Origin of the sequence: Puerhibacterium sp. TATVAM-FAB25 (assembly GCF_046535855.1) — a bacterium.
Classification (GTDB): domain Bacteria; phylum Actinomycetota; class Actinomycetes; order Actinomycetales; family Cellulomonadaceae; genus Puerhibacterium; species Puerhibacterium variabilis_A.
This window is the reverse complement of sequence record NZ_JAXUAK010000017.1, coordinates 1-20,348: the sequence shown is the minus strand read 5'-3', so window position 1 is coordinate 20,348 and position 20,348 is coordinate 1. Positions and strand designations below refer to the sequence as shown.

General features: G+C 74.6%; 24 protein-coding genes. 6 read left to right on the top strand and 18 right to left on the bottom strand.

Going from position 1 to position 20,348, the window contains the following annotated elements; genetic code table 11:
• Positions 1-8: 8 nt before the first annotated feature.
• The gene (locus U5M74_RS13680; RefSeq protein WP_410909485.1) at positions 9-941 is read right to left on the bottom strand and encodes a pseudouridine synthase; all 933 of its coding nucleotides are present in this window, start codon (positions 939-941) and stop codon (positions 9-11) included.
• 91 nt (positions 942-1,032) lie between these two features.
• Between U5M74_RS13680 and U5M74_RS13675 the strand changes: the two genes are divergently transcribed.
• On the top strand, positions 1,033-1,518 hold the full coding sequence (locus U5M74_RS13675) for a glutathione peroxidase (protein WP_410909484.1): 486 nt from the start codon (positions 1,033-1,035) through the stop codon (positions 1,516-1,518).
• Positions 1,519-1,535: 17 nt separating this feature from the next.
• Here the strand turns inward: U5M74_RS13675 and U5M74_RS13670 are convergent, their stop codons facing one another.
• Positions 1,536-3,173: a bifunctional ADP-dependent NAD(P)H-hydrate dehydratase/NAD(P)H-hydrate epimerase gene (locus tag U5M74_RS13670; protein ID WP_410909483.1), complete on the bottom strand. Its 1,638-nt coding sequence runs from the start codon at positions 3,171-3,173 to the stop codon at positions 1,536-1,538.
• Positions 3,174-3,238: 65 nt separating this feature from the next.
• On the opposite strand from U5M74_RS13670, the gene U5M74_RS13665 reads away from it, so the two are divergent.
• Positions 3,239-4,291, top strand: a complete 1,053-nt coding sequence (locus U5M74_RS13665; protein ID WP_410909482.1) for a TIGR03560 family F420-dependent LLM class oxidoreductase — start codon at positions 3,239-3,241, stop codon at positions 4,289-4,291.
• Positions 4,292-4,505: 214 nt separating this feature from the next.
• Here the strand turns inward: U5M74_RS13665 and U5M74_RS13660 are convergent, their stop codons facing one another.
• From U5M74_RS13660 to glmS, 3 genes are all read right to left on the bottom strand, one after another.
• On the bottom strand, positions 4,506-4,856 hold the full coding sequence (locus U5M74_RS13660) for a holo-ACP synthase (protein ID WP_069982072.1): 351 nt from the start codon (positions 4,854-4,856) through the stop codon (positions 4,506-4,508).
• Positions 4,853-5,254: a pyrophosphatase gene (locus U5M74_RS13655; protein WP_410909481.1), complete on the bottom strand. Its 402-nt coding sequence runs from the start codon at positions 5,252-5,254 to the stop codon at positions 4,853-4,855. The genes U5M74_RS13660 and U5M74_RS13655 overlap by 4 nt, the downstream gene beginning before the upstream one ends.
• Positions 5,255-5,366: 112 nt before the next feature.
• Positions 5,367-7,271 carry a glutamine--fructose-6-phosphate transaminase (isomerizing) gene (gene glmS / locus U5M74_RS13650; RefSeq protein ID WP_410909480.1) on the bottom strand — a complete coding sequence of 635 codons (1,905 nt, stop codon included), beginning with the start codon at positions 7,269-7,271 and terminating at the stop codon, positions 5,367-5,369.
• Positions 7,272-7,387: 116 nt separating this feature from the next.
• Between glmS and U5M74_RS13645 the strand changes: the two genes are divergently transcribed.
• Complete coding sequence (locus U5M74_RS13645; protein WP_410909479.1) at positions 7,388-8,275, top strand: DUF72 domain-containing protein; 888 nt, start codon at positions 7,388-7,390, stop codon at positions 8,273-8,275.
• A 95-nt stretch (positions 8,276-8,370) separates the two neighbouring features.
• Positions 8,371-9,408, top strand: coding sequence for a type I pantothenate kinase (coaA, locus tag U5M74_RS13640; RefSeq protein ID WP_410909528.1), 1,038 nt, complete (start codon positions 8,371-8,373; stop codon positions 9,406-9,408).
• A 51-nt stretch (positions 9,409-9,459) separates the two neighbouring features.
• Here the strand turns inward: coaA and U5M74_RS13635 are convergent, their stop codons facing one another.
• The 5 genes from U5M74_RS13635 to rplM form a co-directional block, all read right to left on the bottom strand.
• Positions 9,460-10,149: a DedA family protein gene (locus tag U5M74_RS13635; protein WP_410909478.1), complete on the bottom strand. Its 690-nt coding sequence runs from the start codon at positions 10,147-10,149 to the stop codon at positions 9,460-9,462.
• 176 nt (positions 10,150-10,325) lie between these two features.
• Positions 10,326-11,069, bottom strand: a complete 744-nt coding sequence (locus U5M74_RS13630; protein ID WP_410909477.1) for a peptide deformylase — start codon at positions 11,067-11,069, stop codon at positions 10,326-10,328.
• A complete protein-coding gene (glmM, locus tag U5M74_RS13625) occupies positions 11,066-12,430 on the bottom strand; it encodes a phosphoglucosamine mutase (protein ID WP_410909476.1) in 1,365 nt (454 codons plus the stop codon). The genes U5M74_RS13630 and glmM overlap by 4 nt, the downstream gene beginning before the upstream one ends.
• A 147-nt stretch (positions 12,431-12,577) precedes the next feature.
• A complete protein-coding gene (gene rpsI / locus U5M74_RS13620) occupies positions 12,578-13,063 on the bottom strand; it encodes a 30S ribosomal protein S9 (RefSeq protein ID WP_410909475.1) in 486 nt (161 codons plus the stop codon).
• A 34-nt stretch (positions 13,064-13,097) separates the two neighbouring features.
• Positions 13,098-13,547 (bottom strand): 50S ribosomal protein L13, encoded by a 450-nt coding sequence (gene rplM, locus U5M74_RS13615; RefSeq protein WP_410909474.1) that lies wholly within the window; start codon positions 13,545-13,547, stop codon positions 13,098-13,100.
• Positions 13,548-13,826: 279 nt separating this feature from the next.
• Here rplM and U5M74_RS13610 point away from each other — a divergent pair, with 279 nt between their 5' ends.
• The gene (locus tag U5M74_RS13610) at positions 13,827-14,267 is read left to right on the top strand and encodes a DUF5709 domain-containing protein (protein ID WP_410909473.1); all 441 of its coding nucleotides are present in this window, start codon (positions 13,827-13,829) and stop codon (positions 14,265-14,267) included.
• Between the two features lie 25 nt (positions 14,268-14,292).
• Here the strand turns inward: U5M74_RS13610 and truA are convergent, their stop codons facing one another.
• Complete coding sequence (gene truA / locus U5M74_RS13605; protein WP_410909527.1) at positions 14,293-15,231, bottom strand: tRNA pseudouridine(38-40) synthase TruA; 939 nt, start codon at positions 15,229-15,231, stop codon at positions 14,293-14,295.
• Positions 15,232-15,395: 164 nt separating this feature from the next.
• On the opposite strand from truA, the gene U5M74_RS13600 reads away from it, so the two are divergent.
• A complete protein-coding gene (locus U5M74_RS13600) occupies positions 15,396-16,154 on the top strand; it encodes an ROK family protein (RefSeq protein WP_410909472.1) in 759 nt (252 codons plus the stop codon).
• Positions 16,155-16,276: 122 nt separating this feature from the next.
• Here the strand turns inward: U5M74_RS13600 and rplQ are convergent, their stop codons facing one another.
• The 7 genes from rplQ to U5M74_RS13565 all read right to left on the bottom strand — a co-directional run.
• Positions 16,277-16,825, bottom strand: a complete 549-nt coding sequence (rplQ, locus tag U5M74_RS13595) for a 50S ribosomal protein L17 (RefSeq protein WP_410909471.1) — start codon at positions 16,823-16,825, stop codon at positions 16,277-16,279.
• A 61-nt stretch (positions 16,826-16,886) separates the two neighbouring features.
• Positions 16,887-17,900, bottom strand: coding sequence for a DNA-directed RNA polymerase subunit alpha (locus U5M74_RS13590; RefSeq protein WP_410909470.1), 1,014 nt, complete (start codon positions 17,898-17,900; stop codon positions 16,887-16,889).
• Between the two features lie 191 nt (positions 17,901-18,091).
• Positions 18,092-18,499: a 30S ribosomal protein S11 gene (rpsK, locus tag U5M74_RS13585; protein WP_410909469.1), complete on the bottom strand. Its 408-nt coding sequence runs from the start codon at positions 18,497-18,499 to the stop codon at positions 18,092-18,094.
• A gap of 70 nt (positions 18,500-18,569) precedes the next feature.
• Positions 18,570-18,944 (bottom strand): 30S ribosomal protein S13, encoded by a 375-nt coding sequence (gene rpsM, locus U5M74_RS13580; protein ID WP_069982082.1) that lies wholly within the window; start codon positions 18,942-18,944, stop codon positions 18,570-18,572.
• 175 nt (positions 18,945-19,119) lie between these two features.
• Positions 19,120-19,233, bottom strand: coding sequence for a 50S ribosomal protein L36 (gene rpmJ, locus U5M74_RS13575; protein WP_009740505.1), 114 nt, complete (start codon positions 19,231-19,233; stop codon positions 19,120-19,122).
• Between the two features lie 131 nt (positions 19,234-19,364).
• Entirely contained in the window at positions 19,365-19,586 is a 222-nt protein-coding gene (gene infA, locus U5M74_RS13570; protein WP_012877432.1) for a translation initiation factor IF-1, read from the bottom strand.
• A gap of 274 nt (positions 19,587-19,860) precedes the next feature.
• A partial coding sequence (locus U5M74_RS13565) for a M24 family metallopeptidase (RefSeq protein ID WP_410909468.1) occupies positions 19,861-20,348 on the bottom strand: 488 nt, incomplete at its 5' end.

Genomic DNA, 20,348 nt, shown 5'->3' with positions numbered 1-20,348 from the left:
CGATTGTCTCACCGTCGCCACTCGCGCAGCGTGCGGCGGGACTCGAAGCGCCGCGGCGCCCCGCTGAGCGGGTCGGTGAACGCCAGCGACCGCGCGAGCAGCTGCAGCGGGCGCTCGGGGTCGTCGGGGGCGTCGGGCCGCAGGACCGGCCAGAACGGGTCGTGCAGGATCGGCAGCCCGAGGGAGGCCATGTGCAGGCGCAGCTGGTGCGTCTTGCCGGTGTGCGGCTCGAGCCGGTACAGGCCGAGCCCGCGCGCGTCGTCGCGGGCGACGAGGTCGACCAGCGACACGGCGTTCGGCTCCCCCGGCTCCTCCTGGGCCGGGGCCGTCCCCCGGTGCTTGACGATGCGGCTGCGCACCGTCGTCGGGAACGCGCGCCCGTCGCCGGGCAGCGGGGCGACGGCCTCGTAGACCTTGCGCACCTGGCGCCGGGCGAACAGCTCCTGGTAGGCGCCGCGCACCTGCGGGCGCACGGTGAGCACCAGCACGCCCGCCGTCGGCCGGTCGAGGCGGTGCGCCGGGGCGAGCTCGGGCAGGTCGAGCTCGCGGCGCAGGTGCACCAGCAGGGTCCGGGTCACCCACCGCCCGCGCGGCATCGTGGCCACGAGGTGCGGCTTGTCGACGACGAGCAGGTCGCGGTCGCGGTGCAGCACCGCGATCTCCGCGAGCGCCGGGGCGGGCGGCTCGTCGGGCGGCGGGTCGCGATAGAGGAACAGGAACCCGCGCGGCTCGTAGGGGGTGCGCTCGTCGACCGGCTGCCCCGCGCCGGTGACCACCTCCCCCGCCGCGACCTTCTCGCGCAGGCGGTCGGCGTCGTCCGGGAACCGCTCGAGCAGGTACGCCAGCGCGGTGCCCCACCGGGCCACCGACGCCGGGTCGTGCGGCAGCACGAGCCGCGTCGGGTTGAGCCCGTCGCGCACGGGCAGCGGATGGAAGGGCACCGGCCCATTCTCCCCGCCCCCGCCGGTCGCCCTGCCGCTCCGGCCCCCGCCCGCGCTGTCGCCCCGGCAGCCCGCCGGGCAGGATGGGGCCATGGCCGACCTCTACGAGATCCCGTTCGAGCGCATGGACGGCACCACCGCCACGCTCGCCGAGCACCGCGACGACGTCGTCCTCGTGGTCAACGTGGCCTCGCGCTGCGGCCTGACGCCGCAGTACGCCGCGCTCGAGCAGCTGCAGGAGAAGTACGCCGACCGGGGCTTCACCGTGATCGGCTTCCCGAGCAACCAGTTCCTGCAGGAGCTGAGCACTGACGACAAGATCGCCGAGTTCTGCTCGACGACGTACGGCGTGACGTTCCCCGTGGTGTCGAAGGTGCGCGTCAACGGCCGCCAGGCACACCCGCTGTTCGAGGCCCTGAAGCGGACGCCGGACGCCGGCGGGCACAGCGGTCGCGTCCGGTGGAACTTCGAGAAGTTCCTCGTCCTGCCCGGCGGGCAGGTGCGCCGGTACGCGCCGACGACGGTGCCCGACGACCCGGCGATCCTCGCCGAGATCGAGGCGCACCTGCCGCGCTGACGCGGCGGGCCCCCGCCTCAGCGCAGGGCGAGCAGGCCCGCCACCGTCGCGGGCAGCGCCCCGGCGACGTCGAGCGCGGCGACCGGCCCGCCGGGGTTCGCCCGCTCCGCGGCCCGGCCGTGCACCAGCGCCGCCGCGGCGGCGACCTCGGCGGCGCGCTCCGGGCGCGCCACCACCTCGGCCGAGCGCCCGGCGAGCATCGTGCCGAGCAGGCCGGCGAGCACGTCCCCGGCGCCCGCCGTGGCGAGCCAGCCGGGCGCGTCGGCCTGCGCGTACGCCCCACCGGGTCCGACGACGACGGTGGCGCCGCCCTTGAGCAGCACCGTCGCCCCGAGGAGCTCGTGCGCCCGGCGCGCCCAGCGCAGCGGCTCGGCCTCGACGTCGGCCCGCTCGACGTCCTCCCCGCGGGCGGACAGCAGCGTCGCCAGCTCCCCCGCGTGCGGGGTGACCACGACCCACGGCGGGCACGGCGCGTCCAGCAGCCCCAGCGCCCCGGCGTCGGCGACGACCGGCACGGGGCCGTGACCGCCTCCGTCCGACGGCTCGTCCGCGCCCGTCGCGGCGGCGAGCGCCGCGCGCGCCCGCCCGCGCTGGCCGTCGTCGGGCCCCTCGGCCGGCAGGCCGGAGCCCAGCACCCAGGCCTGCACCCGCCCCGTCGCCGTGACGACCTCGGGCCGCGCGGCGACCACGGCCCGGCCCACCGCCTCCGGCCCCAGGTAGCGGACCATGCCCGCGCCCGCGTGCACGGCGGCGGAGCTCGCCAGCACCGCCGCGCCCGGGTACGTGGCGGTCCCCGCGACCACGCCGACGACGCCGCGGGTGTACTTGTGGTCGGTCGGGCCCGGCACGGGCCAGGCCCGGGCGACGTCGGCGTCCTCGAGGCGCGCGACGGCGGCGCCCGCCGCGGGCAGGTCGAGCCCCAGGTCGACGACGGCGCCGCGGCCCGTGAGGTGGGTCGCGGGCGGCAGGAGCAGGCCCGGCTTGGCGGCGCCGAAGGTCACGGTGCGGTCGGCGGGCAGCACCGGGCCGGGCACGGTGCCGTCGTCGACGCCGATCCCGGACGGGGCGTCGACGGCCACGACCCACGGCCGACCACCGCCACCGCCACCACCGGCGCCGCCACCACCGGCGCCGCCGCGGTCGTCATCGCCGCCGAGGCGCTCGCGCAGGCCGGCGACGAGCTCGGCCGCGAGGCCGCGCAGCGGCCCCTGGGCGCCGATGCCCACGAGGCCGTCGAGCACGACGTCGGCCGCCGCGACGTCGTCGAGCACGGCGTCCCACCGCCGGCGCCCCGCGGGCTCGTGCAGCGGCACCACCCGTCCGCCGGCGCGGCGCAGGGCGGCCAGCCCGCCGGCGTGCGCCCGGGCGTCGACCAGCAGCGCGGTGACCGCCATCCCGCGCACCGCCAGGTGCGCGCCGGCGTGCAGGGCGTCGCCGCCGTTGTTGCCGGCGCCGACGAGCAGCACAGCGCGGGCGCCCCGGACCGGCCCGTCGGCGAGCTCGCCGTCGATCCCCGGCGTCGCGCGGCGCCGCGCGACGTCGCGCACCACCACCACGGCCAGCGCGAACGCCGCGCGCTCCATGAGGGGAACGCCCGTGTCCAGCAGCGGCCGCTCGGCGGCGCGCACCGCACCGGAGTCCCAGGCCTCGATCATGGGGACCACTGTGGCAGGCGGCGGGTGGCCGGGCACGCGCTGACGTGCGGGCATACGCTGCGCCCATGCGATTCGGACTCTTCATCCCCCAGGGATGGCGCTTCGACCTCACGGACGTCGAGCCGGGCGACCACTGGAAGACGATGCTGTCTCTCCTCCACTACGCGGACAACGCGGCGGCCGGCGAGGCCGTCCCGGGCGGACCCTTCGCCTGGGAGTCCGTGTGGGTCTACGACCACTTCCACACCACCCCGGTGCACAGCACCGAGGCGACGCACGAGGCGTGGACGCTGATGGCGGCGTTCGCGGCGGCCTCCCAGCGCGTGCGCCTGGGCCAGATGTGCACCTGCATGTCCTACCGCGAGCCCACCTACCTGGCGAAGGTCGCCTCGACCGTGGACCACGTCTCGGGCGGCCGCGTCGAGATGGGCATCGGCGGCGGCTGGTACGAGCACGAGTGGCGCGCGTACGGCTACGGCTTCCCGTCCGCCGGCGAGCGGCTGCGTGCCCTGGACGAGGGCGTGCAGATCATGGCGAGCATGTGGCGCACCGGGTCCTCGGGCACGTTCGAGGGCCAGCGCTACCAGGTGGACGGCGCCCTGTGCTACCCGCAGCCGCTGCAGCAGCTGCCCGTGGGCGACGGCGGCGCCGACGTGCCGAGCATCCCGCTGTGGATCGCCGGCGGCGGCGAGAAGAAGACGCTGCGCATCGCCGCGCAGCACGCCCAGTACACCAACTTCGACGGCTCGCCCGAGGGCTTCGCGCACAAGTCGGAGATCCTGGCCCAGCACTGCAAGGACGTCGGCCGCGACCTCGACGAGATCACCCGTTCCGCCAACTACAACGTGGTGATCGGCGAGAACCAGGCCGAGGTCGACGACCGGCTCGCCTGGATCGAGGCGCACTACCGCAAGCACACGCCCGAGCACGCCGACGGCCAGATCGAGTCGTGGCGGGGCGGCCCGCTGGTGGGCACGCCGGAGCAGATCACCGAGACGCTCCAGGGGCTCAAGGACCAGGGCCTCGGCTACACGATCACGTACTTCCCGAACGCCGCGGGCGACCGCGACCAGATCGAGCTCTTCCAGCGCCGGGTCATCCCGGAGCTCCAGGACTGACCCACCGCACCACGGACGACGACGGCCCGGGACGCCCAGCGTCCCGGGCCGTCGCCGTCCCGCCGGCCAGTCGAGCGGTGCGGGGTGCAAGAGCCGCGGGAGCGCACCGCCCCGTCACCACGCGAGCGGTGCGGGGGTGGGCGCCGTCGGCGAGAGCCGAGGGAGCGCAGCGACCGAATCATTCGAGCCGGCGGGGCCCACCCCCCGCACCGCGTCACCTCTCCGCCACCACCATCGCCGACGCGATCCCCGCGTCGTGGGAGATCGACAGGTGCCACGACGTGACGCCCAGCTCCTCGGCGCGCGCCTGCACGGTGCCGCGCAGCTCGACGCGCGGCGGCCCCCCGAGCACGCGGTGCACGGTCGCGTCGTGCCAGCGCAGGTCGCCGGGGGCCCCGAGCGCCTTGGCGATCGCCTCCTTGGCCGCGAACCGGGCGGCCAGGGACGACGCGGGCAGGTCCCGCTCCTCGGGCGTGAACAGCCGCTCCCGCAGCCGCGGCGTGCGCTCCAGCGTCGCCATGAACCGGTCGACGTCGACCACGTCGATGCCCACGCCGACGATCACGCGCGCACCCCCGCGGCGCCCGGCTCGACGAGGTCCTGCGGCTCGACGAGGTGGCGCCACCGGAACCACTTGCGCTCGAGCTCGGCGTCGAGGTCGACGCCGAACCGCCGCGCCACGAGCAGCAGCTGGGCCAGCACGTCGGCGACCTCGGTGCGGAACGCGGCCTCCGGGTCGCCGTCGCGGTCCCGCGAGCGCCCGGAGCGGGCCAGGTAGGCCTGCACGAGCTCGCCCAGCTCCTCCTGCAGCTTGAGCACCAGCCAGTCGTCGGTGCGCTCCACGCCGAACCGGCGCTCGTAGACCCGGGAGATGACCTCCAGCTCGTCGGCGAGGTCGGCCAGCCGGGTGCCGCCGGCCGGGAGGCCCGGGCGGCCGGGTGGGATCTCTGCGGCGTCGCTCATGGCCCGATCCTCCCACCCCGCCCCGACGACGACGGCGGGGCGGCGGGGCCTGCACCCCACCGCCCCGCCGTCGTGGCCGGCGCCCGCCGTCAGCGGGCGAGCCGGCGGCGCGTCACTCGACGGTGACCGACTTGGCCAGGTTGCGCGGCTGGTCGACGTCGAGCCCCTTGGCGGTGGCCAGGGCCATGGCGAAGATCTGCAGCGGCACCACGGCCAGCAGCGGCTGGATGAGCGTCGGCACCTGCGGGATCCAGAAGATCTCGTCGGCGTACCGGCGCACCTCGTCGTCGCCGTCCTCCGCGATGACCAGGGTGCGGGCGCCGCGGGCGCGGATCTCCTGGATGTTGGACACGACCTTGGAGTGCAGCGAGTCGCGGCCGCGCGGCGACGGCACGACGACGAACACCGGCTGGCCCTCGTCGATCAGCGCGATCGGGCCGTGCTTGAGCTCGCCCGCGGCGAAGCCCTCGGCGTGGATGTAGGCCAGCTCCTTGAGCTTCAGCGCGCCCTCGAGCGCCACCGGGAAGCCCACGTGGCGGCCGAGGAACAGCACGGAGGTCGCGTCCTGCATCGACCGCGCGGTCGCGCGCACGTACTCGCCGCGCTCGATGACCGTCTGGATCTTGGCCGGCACGTCCCGCAGCTCGCCGAGCAGGTAGGCGACCTCGTCGGCGAACTTGTTGCCCCGCAGCTGGGCCAGGTACAGGCCGAGCAGGTAGGCGGCGGTGATCTGCGACAGGAACGCCTTGGTCGAGGCGACGGCGATCTCCGGGCCGGCGTGGGTGTACAGCACCGCGTCGGACTCGCGCGGGATCGTGGAGCCCTGGGTGTTGACGATGGACAGCACCTTGGCGCCCTGCTCGCGGGCGTGGCGCACGGCCATGAGGGTGTCCATGGTCTCGCCCGACTGCGAGATCGCCACCACCAGCGTCTTCTCGTTGAGGATCGGGTCGCGGTAGCGGAACTCGTGGGCGAGCTCCACCTCGACCGGGATGCGGCACCAGTGCTCGATGGCGTACTTGGCCACGTGGCCGGCGTAGGCGGCGGTGCCGCACGCGATGACGATGATCTTGTCGACCGCGCGCAGCACGGCCTCGTCGATGCGGATCTCGTCGAGGGTCAGGTTGCCGTCGACGTCGGTGCGCCCCAGCAGCGTGTCCGCCACGGCGTGCGGCTGGTCGTGGATCTCCTTGTCCATGAAGGACTCGAAGCCGCTCTTCTCGGCGGCGGCCGCGTCCCAGTCGACCGTGAAGCGCTTGGCCTCCGCCGGCTTGTTGTGGAAGTCGACGACGTCGACGGACGTCGGCGTGATCGTGACGATCTGGTCCTGGCCGAGCTCCAGCGCCTCCTTGGTGAAGGCGATGAACGCGGCGACGTCGGAGCCGAGGAAGTTCTCGCCCTCGCCGAGGCCGACCACCAGCGGGGAGTCGTGCCGGGCGCCCACGACCTTCAGCGGGTCGTCGGCGTGCACGGCCAGCAGGGTGAAGGTGCCCTCGAGGCGGCGTGCCGTGGCCGCCATGGCCTCGGTGAGGTCGCCCGCGCGGCGGTACTCGCGCGCCAGCAGCTGGGCGGCCACCTCGGTGTCCGTCTCGCTGCGGAAGAAGACGCCCTCGGCGAGCAGCTCCTTCTTCAGCTGGGCGAAGTTCTCGATGATGCCGTTGTGGATGACGGCGAGCCGGTCGCCGTCCGCGAGGTGCGGGTGGGCGTTGACGTCCGTGGGGCCGCCGTGCGTCGCCCAGCGGGTGTGCCCGATCGCGGAGGTCGCCTCCGGCATCGGGTGTGCCTCCAGCTCACCGACGAGGTTGCCGAGCTTGCCCGACTTCTTGGCGAACGCGACGTCGTCGCGCCCGGGGCCGACGAGCGCGACGCCGGCCGAGTCGTACCCGCGGTACTCCAGCCGACGCAGGCCCTCCAGGGCCACCTCCAGGGGGTGCCCCGAGGGCACCGGGGTGGTCTCGGTCGTCGCCTGCTGACCTGCCGCCAGCCCGAGACCCGTGTACCCGACGATTCCGCACATGCGGGCGATTCTAGTGGGACCTGCCGACGGGAACTTCCCCCACCGCCCGGCCCGGCCGGGTGAGACTTCCCGAGCCCGGGCGGGTGAGCCGCGCCCGGGCGCCCTAGCGTCGGGGCGTGCAACCGTCCGTCCGCATCGGCCTGTCGGGGTGGCGCTACGCGTCCTGGCGCGCCCGCTACTACCCCGCCGGGCTCCCCCAGCGCCTCGAGCTGGCCCACGTCGCCGCCACGTTCCCCACCGTCGAGCTCAACGGGTCCTTCTACTCGACGCAGCGGCCCTCGTCCTACCTCGCCTGGCGCGACCAGACGCCGCCGGGGTTCACGTTCGCCGTCAAGGGCGGGCGCTTCATCACGCACATGAAGCGGATGCGCGGCGTCCGCGTGCCGCTGGCCAACTTCTTCGCCAGCGGGGTTCTCGCGCTCGGCGACCGGCTCGGGCCGGTGCTGTGGCAGCTGCCGGAGCGCGAGCGGCTGGACCTGGACGTGCTGGCCGAGTTCCTCGCCACGCTGCCGACGTCCACGGCCGCCGCCGGGCGGCTGGCCGAGGAGCACGACGACCGGCTCCGGGCGGAGCCGTGGACGGACACCGACGTCGACCGCCCGCTGCGGCACGCCCTCGAGGCCCGCCACGAGTCGTTCACCGACCCGGCGGCGCTGCGCCTGCTGCGCGAGCACGACGTGGCGCTCGTCGTCTCCGACGGCGCCGGGCGCTGGCCGGTGCTCGACCACGTCACCGCCGGCCTCGTCTACGTGCGGCTGCACGGCCCCGTCGAGCCGCTGTACGCCACGGCGTACGACCCGCCGCTGCTCGACGCCTGGGCCGACCGGGTGCGGGCGTGGCACGACGCCGGCCACGACGTCGTCGTGTACCTCGACAACGACGGCGAAGCGCACGCGCCGCGGGACGCCCTCGCGCTGGCGGAGCGCCTCGCCGACGTCGCCGTGCCGGCGCCCGGCGCGCCGGTGGCCGTCCCGTCCCGGGCGCGGCGCCGGGCGGCGGGATGACGGCACCCCGGGCGGCGTCCGGGCCCCCGTGCGCGACCCCGTCCTCGCCACCGTCCCCGCCGCCGTCCCGGCCCCGGTCCTGGTGGGAGCCGGGGCTGCGGCAGAATCGGTCCGTGGCCGCCCTCCCCCAGGACGCGTCCGGCGCCGCGCCGTCCGCGTCCAGCACCGCACCCTCCGGCTCCCCGCTCGTGGGCCCGGCGCCCGTGTCGCCGTACGTCGACCTCGACCGTGCCGCCTGGAGCCGCCTGTCGGAGTCCACGCCGCTGCCGCTGACCGACGCCGACGTCGAGCGGCTGCGCGGCCTGGGCGACCCCATCGACCTCGCAGAGGTCGACGCCGTCTACCGGCCGCTGTCGCGCCTGCTCAACCTGTACGTCAACGCCACCACCGGCCTGCACCGGGCCACCTCGACGTTCCTGCGCGAGGCCGCGCCGCGCACGCCGTACGTCATCGGCGTCGCCGGCTCGGTCGCCGTCGGCAAGTCGACGACGGCGCGCATCCTGCGCGAGATGCTGGCCCGCTGGCCCGAGACCCCGCACGTGGAGCTGGTCACCACCGACGGCTTCCTCTACCCGAACGCCGAGCTGCGCCGCCGGGGCCTGCTGGAGCGCAAGGGCTTCCCCGAGTCGTACGACCGCCGGGCGCTGGTGCGGTTCGTCTCGCGGGTCAAGGCCGGGCAGGAGGAGGTGCGCGCGCCCGTCTACTCGCACGTCACCTACGACATCGTGCCGGGCGCCGAGGTCGTGGTGCGCCGGCCGGACGTGCTCGTCGTCGAGGGCCTCAACGTGCTGCAGCCCGCGCGGCCGAGCGCCGCCGACGAGCCGACGGTCGCCGTCAGCGACTTCTTCGACTTCTCCATCTACGTCGACGCGCGCACGCGCAACATCCGGCAGTGGTACGTGGACCGGTTCCTCAAGCTGCGGCAGACGGCGTTCTCCCGCCCGGAGTCGTACTTCCGCCGCTACGCCGACCTGTCCGACGTCGAGGCCACCGAGAAGGCGCTGTCGATCTGGGAGTCGATCAACGCCCCCAACCTCGAGCACAACATCCTGCCCACCCGGGGGCGGGCCACCCTGGTGCTGACCAAGGGGACCGACCACGCGGTGCAGCGGGTGCGCCTGCGCAAGCTCTGACGGTCGGCGCCGTCGCCGATCCCTGCCCTGCCGGCCGCCTGGGTCGCCGGGTCAGGCCGCGACGTCGTCGCGCCTGGCCGGCCGCGGCGCCACGGCGTGCGCGAGCGCCTCCTCGGTGCGCTCGGCGGCCCTCCGGCGGGTGAGCCGGCGCACCACCTGGTCGAGCAGGACGCCGAGCAGCACGCCGACCACGACGCCGACGACCATCGCCAGCAGCGGGTGGTGCTCGAACCACGCGCCGGCGACGACGCCGATGAGCATCGAGTAGATCGCCCACGTGACGGCGGCAATGGCGGAGAAGATCATGAAGCGGCGGCGGGGGTAGCCGACGGCGCCGGCGGACATGTTGACCGCCACGCGCCCGATGGGCACGTAGCGCGCCGCGATGATGAACGACGCCCCGCGCCGGGCCAGCGCGTGCCGGGCGAAGGCCACGGCCTCGCGGCCGCGGCGGGTGCGCAGCACGCGAACCCGGTCGGTGCCCACCTTCTTGCCGATCTGGTAGGCGATCTGGTCGCCGAGCCAGGCGCCCACGGCCGCGGTCATGAGGATGCCCGGCAGCCACGGCTCGCCCGACGACCGTGCGGCGACGGACAGCGTGATGATGACCGACTCGCTCGGCAGCGGCGGGAAGAAGCCGTCGATGGTCGCCAGCGCCGTCATGACGGGGTAGACCCAGGGGGACCCGGCGAGCTGGAGGATCCAGCCCTGCAGCTGGTCCAGGAACGTCGTCAGATCCATGGGCGGTCCCTCGCGTCGGTCGGGCGTCCCCACCCGGTCGGCCGGCACCGGCCGGTGCCGAGACCAGCCTAGGTTCCGCACCGCCCCCGGATCATCGGTGATTGCCCGGGGACCACCCTGATCCTTCGAACCTTCACCCGGGGTTCACCTGGGCCGGGGTCCACCTGGGCCGGGGTTCACCTGGGCCGGGGTCCACCTGGGCCGTGGTTCACCTGGGCCGGGTCCGGTCGACCCAGCGGGAAGCCCAGGGCGTCGGCGGCCGGGCGCGGGTCGGGCGACGCCGACCAGTACCGGACGAGGTTGTCGTTCGACGTCAGGGACCGCGTCTCGGCGTGGTCGAGGTACAGCTCGCCGCGCAGGTGGTCCGTCTCGTGCTGCACGATGCGCGCCGGCCAGCCGGTCAGCACCTCGTCGACCGGCGCTCCGGCGGCGTCCTGGCCGGTGAGGCGCACCCGCCGGTGGCGCGCGACGACGGCCTGCCACCCGTGCACCGACAGGCAGCCCTCGAAGAACGCCGCGCGCCCGCCGTCCGCGCCGTCGACTCCGTCCGGCCCCGCCGCCGGCGCGTAGTCCGGGTTGACGAGCACGCGGAACGGCAGCGCCGTCCGCTCGCGCGGGTCGTCGGGCGCGCCGCGGTCCTCGACGACGGCGACCGCGAGCCCGATGCCGACCTGCGGCGCCGCGAGCCCCACGCCGGGGGCGGCGTGCATCGTGCGGCGCATGACCTCCACCAGGCGCGGCAGCACGTCGCCGAGCTGGCCCGTGTACGGGGCCGCCGGGGTGCGCAGCACCGGGTCGCCCGCCTGGACGATCGGCAGCACGCCGTCGCCCACCGCGTCCAGGAGCGCGGCGACGGCGTCGCGCAGCTCCGGGTCCGGCGCGCCCCACCCGGCGCCGCCGAGCGGGCTCGGGTCGGTCACAGGGCGAGCCGGTCGCGCACCACGGCGGCGAGGGTCTCGGCGACCCCGTCGGCCTGCGTCTGCGTGGCCGCCTCGACCATGACGCGCACGACCGGCTCGGTGCCCGACGGGCGCAGCAGCACCCGGCCGGTCTCGCCGAGCAGCGCCTCGGCGTTCTCCACCGCGGCGAGCACGCCCGCGTCGGTGCCGGCCCGGGCCTTGTCGACGCCCCGGACGTTGACCAGGGTCTGCGGCAGGCGCGGGATCTCGGCGGCGAGGTCGGCCAGGCGCTTGCCCGACCGCTTCACCTCCGCCGCGACGTGCAGGGCGGTCAGGACGCCGTCGCCGGTGGTCGCGTGGTCGGCGAGGATGATGTGCCCGGACTGCTCGCCGCCGAGCCCGTAGCCGCCCGCGCGCATCTCCTCGAGCACGTACCGGTCGCCCACCGCGGTCTGCAGCGTGGTGATCCCGGCGTCCTTCATGGCGAGCAGCAGGCCCAGGTTGCTCATCACCGTCACCACGAGGGTGTCCTGCGGCAGCGCGCCGCGCTGCTGGAGCGACCGCGCGAGGATGCCCAGGATTTGGTCGCCGTCGACGAGGACGCCGCCGTGGTCGACGGCCAGGCAGCGGTCCGCGTCGCCGTCGAACGCCACGCCGAAGTCGGCCTCCGCGGCCACCACGACCGCCTGCAGCTGCTCCGGGTGCGTCGAGCCGGCCTTCTCGTTGATGTTGCGGCCGTCGGGGCTGGCGTTGATGACGACGACGTCGGCGCCGGCCAGGCGCAGCGCCTCGGGGCCGACCTGGCTGGCGGCACCGTTGGCGGCGTCGACGGCGATGCGCAGGCCGTCCAGCGGCCGGTGGTCCGGCGTGGTGCCGATGCTCGCGGTGAGGTGGGCGACGTACTGCTGCTGGGCGATGCCGGTGTCCACGCGCACGCGCCCGACGGCCGCGCCGGTGGGCCGCTCCCACTCCTCGCCCAGGCGCGCGGCGATCTTGTCCTCGATCGCGTCGTCGAGCTTGAGCCCGCCGCGCTGGAAGAACTTGATTCCGTTGTCCGGCATCGGGTTGTGCGAGGCCGAGATCATCACGCCGAGGTCGGCCTCCATCGCGCCGACCAGGTAGGCCAGCGCGGGCGTGGGCAGCACGCCGAGGTCGACGACGTCGACGCCCGCGCTCGCCAGGCCGGCGGTGACCGCCGCGCCGAGGAACTCGCCCGACGCGCGGGGGTCGCGGCCCACGACGGCGCGGGGCCGGCGGCCGGTGAACTCGGGCGACGAGCCGAGCTCGTGCGCGGCCGCGCTGCCCAGGTCCAGGGCGAGCTCGGCGGTGACGTCCCGGTTGGCGAGGCCGCGCACCCCGTCGGTGCCGAACAGTCGAGCCATGGATCCTCCTCGTGGTGAAAAACTCGTCCGATCGTAGACGCCCTGCCGCGCGCAGCCCGAGCCGCGCGGGCGCACCCCGGACGGCCGACGGCCCCGCCGGACGATGTCCGACGGGGCCGTCGTGCGATCTCGCAGGAGCGAGCGCGATCAGCGCTTGCTGTACTGCGGGGCCTTGCGGGCCTTCTTGAGACCGGCCTTCTTGCGCTCGACGACGCGGGCGTCGCGGGTGAGGAAGCCGGCCTTCTTGAGGGCCGGGCGGTTGGCCTCGCGGTCGATCTCGTTGAGCGCGCGGGCGATGCCCAGGCGCAGGGCGCCGGCCTGGCCGGACGAGCCACCGCCGTCGATGCGGGCGATGACGTCGAAGCGGCCCTCGACCTCGACCAGCTTCAGCGGGGAGTTGACCAGCTGCTGGTGCACCTTGTTCGGGAAGTAGTCCTCGAGGGTGCGGCCGTTGATCTTCCACTGGCCGGTGCCGGGGACGAGGCGCACGCGCGCCACGGCCTCCTTGCGGCGGCCCAGGGCCTGGCCCGGGGCGGTGATGGACTGGCCGCGGTCGGCGACGTCCGCCACGGTCTCGGTCGTGTAGGTGCTGGGGACGTTCTCCAGCTCGGTGTCCACGGTGGTCTCTGCCACGTCAGAATCCTTCGTTCAGCTCGGCGGCAGCGGCTCAGGCCTGCTGCGCCACCTGGGTGATCTCGAACGGCTTGGGCTGCTGGGCGGCGTGCGGGTGCTCCGAGCCGCGGTAGACCTTCAGCTTCGACAGCTGCTGACGGCCGAGGCTGGTCTTGGGGAGCATGCCGCGCACGGCCTTCTCCACGGCGCGCTCGGGGTTCTTCTCGAGCAGCTCGCCGTAGGCGACGGAACGCAGACCACCCGGGTAGCCGGAGTGGCGGTAGGCCATCTTCGAGTTCCGCTTGTCGCCGGACAGGGCGACCTTGTCGGCGTTGATGACGACGACGAAGTCACCGCCGTCGACGTGCGGGGCGAAGGTCGGCTTGTGCTTCCCGCGCAGGAGCGTGGCGACCTGGCTGGCCAGGCGGCCCAGGACGACGTCGGTCGCGTCGACGACGTACCAGTCACGCTGGACGTCGCCGGGCTTCGGGGTGTACGTACGCACGGTTCGTAACCTTTTCGTTTCGGGTCGTCGGGCGAGAAGCGGCGCCCGATGAGTCAGGTGTTGTGCGCGGGATGCTCCGGGTGACGTCCTGGCCGTGCGTCGACATCGGCGAGTGGGCGCACCGTCGACACGGGACGTCGGAGCGGGAGCACAACGACTCATCAGTCTAGGGGTGCGCAGGCAGCAGGGTCAAAGCGACGCCGCTCACCCCCCGACCGTCCCGCCGTGCGCCGGAGGCCTCGCGCTGCGACGACGGCGGCGCAGGTGCACGGTGGAGGCATGACCGAGGAGACCCCTGCCACCAGGCCCGACCCGGAGCTCGTCGCCGAGGGCGACACCAACCAGCTCGCGAACGACGACACCCTGATGCCCTACCCGGGGCGCGAGGAGCCGCTCGACCAGGGCTACTCCCCGCCCGAGCGGGACATGACCGGCCGCTGGGGCGAGACCGAGTGGGAGCAGGCGCACGACGAGCCGATGGACCGCCGGCTGGCTGCCGAGGAGCCCGAGGTGTGGGACGCCGACGCCCCGCGCCCCGACACCATGCGCGCCGGGCGCATCGCGGCGGACCCCGACGCCGAGCAGGACCTCGGCCCCGGGGAGGGCGGCTCGCGCACGAACTCGATCTACGGCTCCGACGTCGGCATCGACGGCGCCGCCGCGTCGGCCGAGGAGGCCGCCGTGCACTGGACGAAGGACCCGGGCGAGACGACGGACTGACCGGCCCCCGCCGGCCCGGCGCCGCTCACCGCGCGGGCAGCGCCGGGTCGGCCACCTCCTCGTCCATCCGCAGCGCCCGGACCCGGTCCGCGCGCGCCGCGAGCTCGTCGTCGGCCGGGTACACGACCTCCTCGAGGACGAGCCCCGGCGCGGGCACCACCGCCGCGTTCGCCTCGCGCCGCCGCGAGGCGAGCACCTCCGCCGGCCACCGCACGTCCCGGCGTCCCTCCCCCACCGCCACGGACGCGCCGACGAGCGCGCGGACCATGTTGTGGCAGAACGCGTCGGCCACCACGCTCGCGACCACCAGCCCGGCGTCGGGCCCCTCGTCGGGCCGCTCCCACGACATGTGCTGCAGCTCGCGGATCGTCGTGGCGCCGGGCCGCGGCTTGCAGAAGGCGGCGAAGTCCCGCAGCCCCAGCAGCGGCTGCACGGCGGCGTGCATCGCCTCCTCGTCCAGCGGCCGCCGCGCCCACAGCACGTGGGTGCGGCGCAGCGGGTCGCGCAGCGACGCGGTGTCGGCGATGCGGTAGGCGTACCGCCGGTAGAGCGCGGAGAACCGGGCGTCGAAGCCCGCGGGGGCGGGCGCTGCGCGGTGCACGACGACGTCGGGCGGCAGGACGCCGGCCAGGCGGGTCACCAGGGAGTCCCCGGGCCCGCGGTCGGAGCGGCCGGGCAGCGCCTCCCACCGCTCGACCGGCACGTCGACGTGCGCCACCTGCCCGCGGGCGTGCACGCCCGAGTCCGTCCGCCCCGCGACGGTGAGGCGCGGCGCCGGCAGCCCCAGCGCCTGGGTGCGCAGCACCCGCTCGAGCCCCTCCTCGAGCGCCCCCTGCACGGTCCGCAGCCGCGGCTGGCGGGCCCAGCCCGCGAAGTGCGTCCCGTCGTACGACAGGTCGAGCCGCACGCGCACGGCGGCGACGCGCGGCCGGGCGGCCGCGGCCTCGGCGTCCGGCTCGGCGATCGGCTCGGCGATCGGCTCGGCGTCCGGCTCGGCGATCGGCTCGGCGATCGGCTCGGCGATCGGCTCGGCGATCGGCTCGGCGGCGGGTGCGGGGGTCGGCTCGGTCGTCGGCGTCACCGCACCATTCTCGCCGGTCCGCGGCGCGCAGCCCTCATCATGGGGGCATGCCCGACCTCCTCACCCTCGCCGTCGACTGCGGCGGCGGCGGCATCAAGGCGAACGTGCTCGACGACGCCGGCACGGCGCACGCGGCGCCCGTGCGCGTCCCGACGCCCTACCCGCTGCCGCCCACGCTGCTCGTCGAGACCGTCGCCGAGATCGCCGCCGGGCTGCCGGCCGCGGACCGTGTGACGGTCGGCATGCCGGGCATGCTCCGCCACGGCGTCGTCGTGCACACGCCGCACTACATCACCCGGTCGGGCCCCCGCTCCCGCGTCGAGCCGGAGCTGCTCGAGGCGTGGTCGAGCTTCGACGTCCAGGCCGCCGTGGCCGCCCGGCTGGGCATCCCCGCGCTCGTGCTCAACGACGCCGAGGTGCACGGGGCGGGCGTCATCGCGGGGTCCGGGTTCGAGCTCGTGCTCACGCTGGGCACGGGCCTCGGCTCCGCCCTGTTCGACGGCGGCCGGCTGGCGCCGCACCTGGAGTGGTCCCACGCGCCCGTGCGCCGCGGCGCGACGTACGACCAGTACGTCGGCGAGCCGGAGCGCCGGCGCCTGGGCGACGGGCTGTGGTCCCGCCGGGTGGTGGCGGTGGTGGACGGGCTGCGGCCCGTGTTCCGCTGGGACCGGCTGTACCTCGGCGGCGGGAACTCCCGGCGCATCACGCCGGCCGCCCTCGCGCGGCTCGGCGACGACGTCGTCATCGTGCCGAACTCCGCCGCCCTCGTCGGCGGCGCGCGCGCCTGGGACCTGCCCCAGGGGTGAGGCCCGCCCCATCACGACCACGGACAGGGCCCCGCGCCCGAGGCGCGACGAGGGCCCCGCACCGGCGTGGTGCGGGGCCCTCGTGCGCGGTCCGGGGCGCGGCCCCGGGAGCGGAGGGAGGCTCAGGCCTCCTTCTTCTCCTCGGTGTCCGCGGTGCCCTCGGCGGCAGCCTCGGCGGGGGCCTCGGTGGCCTCCGCCTCGGCCGGAGCCTCGGGCGTCTCCTCGACGGTCTCGTCGGCGGCGGGCTCGGTGACCTTGGCGGCCTTCTCGGTGGCCTTCGTGGCCTCCTTGACGACGGCCTGCTTCGGGCTCACCGGCTCGGTGACGAGCTCGATGACCGCCATGGGGGCGTTGTCGCCCTTGCGGTTGCCGATCTTCGTGATGCGCGTGTAGCCACCGTTGCGCTCGGCCATGGCCGGGGCGATCTCGGTGAACAGCGTGTGCACCACGCCCTTGTCGCGCACGACCGTCAGGACGCGACGACGCGCGTGCAGGTCGCCGCGCTTGGCGAACGTGATGAGGCGCTCGGCCAGCGGGCGCAGGCGCTTCGCCTTCGTCTCGGTGGTCGTGATGCGGCCGTGCTCGAAGAGCGCCGTGGACAGGTTCGCGAGGATCAGGCGCTCGTGAGCCGGGCCACCGCCGAGCCGCGGACCCTTGGTGGGGGTAGGCATTCTTGGTTCTCCTTGAGGGTGGTTCCGCGTCGCGCGGCGCTAGGCCGCGGCGACGGGGACGTCAGTACGGCTGCTCGTCGGTGTACGCGGTCTCGTCGTCGCCACCGTCGTAGTAGGCGGCCGAAGCGTCGAAGTCGACCGGCGAGTCCTTGAGGGACAGGCCGAGCTCCGAGAGCTTCTCCTTGACCTCGGTGATCGACTTCGCGCCGAAGTTGCGGATGTCGAGCAGGTCCGCCTCGCTGCGCGCGACCAGCTCACCCACCGAGTGGATGCCCTCGCGCTTGAGGCAGTTGTACGAACGGATGGTGAGGTTGAGCTCCTCGATCGGCAGCGCCAGGTCCGCGGCCAGCGCGGAGTCCGTCGGCGACGGGCCGATCTCGATGCCCTCGGCCTCGGTGTTCAGCTCGCGGGCGAGGCCGAACAGCTCGACGAGCGTCTTGCCGGCGGAAGCGAGCGCGTCGCGCGGCGAGATCGCCGGCTTCGCCTCGACGTCGACGATCAGCTTGTCGAAGTCCGTGCGCTGCTCGACACGGGTGGCCTCGACCTTGTAGGTGACCTTGAGGACCGGCGAGTAGATCGAGTCGACGGGGATGCGCCCGATCTCGGCGTCCGCCATCTTGTTCTGCGCGGCGGACACGTAGCCACGGCCACGCTCGACGGTCAGCTCGATCTCGAGGCGACCCTTGTCGTTCAGCGTGGCGATGTGCAGGTCGGGGTTGTGCACCTCGACGCCCGCCGGCGGCACGATGTCCGCGGCGGTGACGGCACCGGCACCCTGCTTGCGCAGGTACATCACGACGGGCTCGTCGTTCTCGGAGGAGACGACGAGGTTCTTGATGTTGAGGATGATCTCGGTGACGTCCTCCTTGACCCCCGGCACGGTGGAGAACTCGTGGAGCACCCCGTCGATGCGGATGGAGGTCACGGCAGCGCCCGGGATGGACGACAGCAGGGTGCGGCGGAGCGAGTTGCCGAGCGTGTACCCGAAGCCGGGCTCCAGGGGCTCGATGGCAAAACGCGAACGGTGCTCCGAGATGACCTCTTCGGTCAGGGTGGGGCGCTGTGCGATCAGCACGGTGGTTGTCCTTTCAGTGTGCGTCCGCCATATGACGCATCACGGATCCGCGATCACTCGCGTCCCGGGCGGGACTCCGTCCGTCCGCCCGGGCAGGGTTCTGCCGGCCGGGCCGCGGGAGCGCCGGGGAGACCTCGTCGACGACGAGACGCTCCCGCGGCGGGCCCCCGGCCCGGCCGGCCGGGACAAGGTCAGACCCGGCGACGCTTCGGGGGCCGGACACCGTTGTGGGCCTGCGGCGTCACGTCCTGGATCGAGCCGACCTCGAGGCCGGTCGCCTGGAGGGAGCGGATCGCGGTCTCGCGACCGGAGCCCGGGCCCTTGACGAAGACGTCGACCTTCTTGACGCCGTGCTCCTGGGCGCGGCGGGCGGCCGCCTCGGCAGCCAGCTGCGCGGCGAACGGCGTCGACTTGCGCGAGCCCTTGAAGCCGACGTGGCCGGCCGAGGCCCACGAGATCACGGCGCCCGACGGGTCCGTGATCGAGACGATCGTGTTGTTGAACGTGCTCTTGATGTGCGCCTGGCCGAGCGGGACGTTCTTCTTGTCCTTGCGACGCGGCTTGCGCGTGCCGGCGGCGGCACGAGTCTTGGGAGGCATGTGTGGTGATCTCCTGGTCTGAGGTCGTCGGACCGGCGGCGGGCGTCAGCCCGCTACGCGGCTGCTGACGTCAGCGGGCCTTCTTCTTGCCCGCGACGGTGCGCTTCGGGCCCTTGCGGGTGCGCGCGTTGGTCTTGGTGCGCTGACCGCGCACCGGCAGGCCCCGGCGGTGACGCAGACCCTGGTAGGTGCCGATCTCGACCTTGCGGCGGATGTCGGCCGCAACCTCGCGGCGGAGGTCACCCTCGAGCTTGAAGCTGCCCTCGAGGTAGTCGCGCAGGGCGACGAGCTCGGCGTCGCCGAGGTCGCGCACGCGCAGGTCCGGGCTGATCCCGGTCGCGGCCAGCGTCTGCTGGGCGCGGGTACGGCCGACGCCGTAGATGTAGGTGAGCGCAACCTCGAGCCGCTTCTCGCGGGGGAGGTCGACGCCGACAAGACGTGCCATGTGCCTTCCGGCTCCTGAACTTCGTCCGGAGGTCTGCCGCACCGCCCTCCCGCGAGGTCCGCGGGCCCCGGCCTCCGGACCGGGGGTTCCCCTGCCCGCACGCAGGGCGTGCGGACGAGGTTCGTGGTGGTGCGCTGGGGCGACGGCGAGCGCTGCCGTCACCGGGGTGCTGCGATCAGCCCTGGCGCTGCTTGTGGCGCAGGTTCTCGCAGATCACCATGACGCGACCGTGCCGGCGGATCACCTTGCACTTGTCGCAGATCTTCTTGACGCTCGGCTTGACCTTCATGTGTGTTTCCTTCGCCGCCTCGGCCCCGGACAGCCGTCACAACTGTTCGAGGACCCCGTGGCTCGCACCGCGGGTGTCGGCGTGGTCGGTGGTGGGATCCGCCCGGAGACCCGGGAGGACGTGACGGTTGACTACTTGTAGCGGTAGACGATCCGGCCACGGGACAGGTCGTACGGGCTCAGCTCCACCACGACCCGGTCCTCGGGGAGGATGCGGATGTAGTGCTGACGCATCTTGCCCGAGATGTGAGCGAGAACCTTGTGACCGTTGGCGAGCTCGACGCGGAACATCGCGTTCGGCAGAGCCTCGATCACGCTGCCCTCGATCTCGATGACACCGTCCTTCTTTGCCATGTCCTCCGCTAACTCTCGTCCGGTACGTTCGACTGCTCCCACGCCTGGGGGCGAGGCCCCTTCGCACCGCGCGGCAAGGCCGCGGGCGTGGTGATGACGTGGGATCGAGTGCTGCCGTCCTGCCGGTCCCTCGCCGCAGGGCTGGGCACCGCGGCGCGAGCGGGCGCGGACGGACTACACCCGACGAGCCATCCTAGCGGACGGATCCTGGAGGGGGAACCGCGCCCCGGGTGCCGCGGGTCACTCGCTCGGGGCGGAGTCGGTACCTCGCGGGTCAGTCCAGGAGGACGACGTCGACGCCCAGGGCGCCGAGCCGCTCGGCGCCGCCGTCGCGCGCCGTGAGCACGCTGATGCCGTCCTCGAGGATCGCGACGGAGTGCTCCCAGTGGGCGGCGCGGGAGCCGTCGGCGGTGACCACGGTCCAGCCGTCCTCGAGCTCGCGGGTGGCCCCGCTCCCCCGCGTGATCATCGGCTCGATGCACAGGCACATGCCCGGCCGCAGCCGCATCCCCCGGTCCGAGGTGCGGTAGTTGAGCACGTCCGGCGGCTGGTGCATGGCGGTGCCGATGCCGTGGCCAACGTACTCCTCGACGATGCCGAGCTCGGCGCCGGCGGCGCCGGCCAGCTCCACGGCCGCCTCGACGGCGGTGCCCACGTCGCCGAGGCGCCGGCCCGTCGCCAGGGCGGCGACGCCGGCCCACATGGCGGCCTCGGTGGCCCGCACGAGGGCGTCGTCGGCCGGGTCTCCCCCGGCGGCGCCGC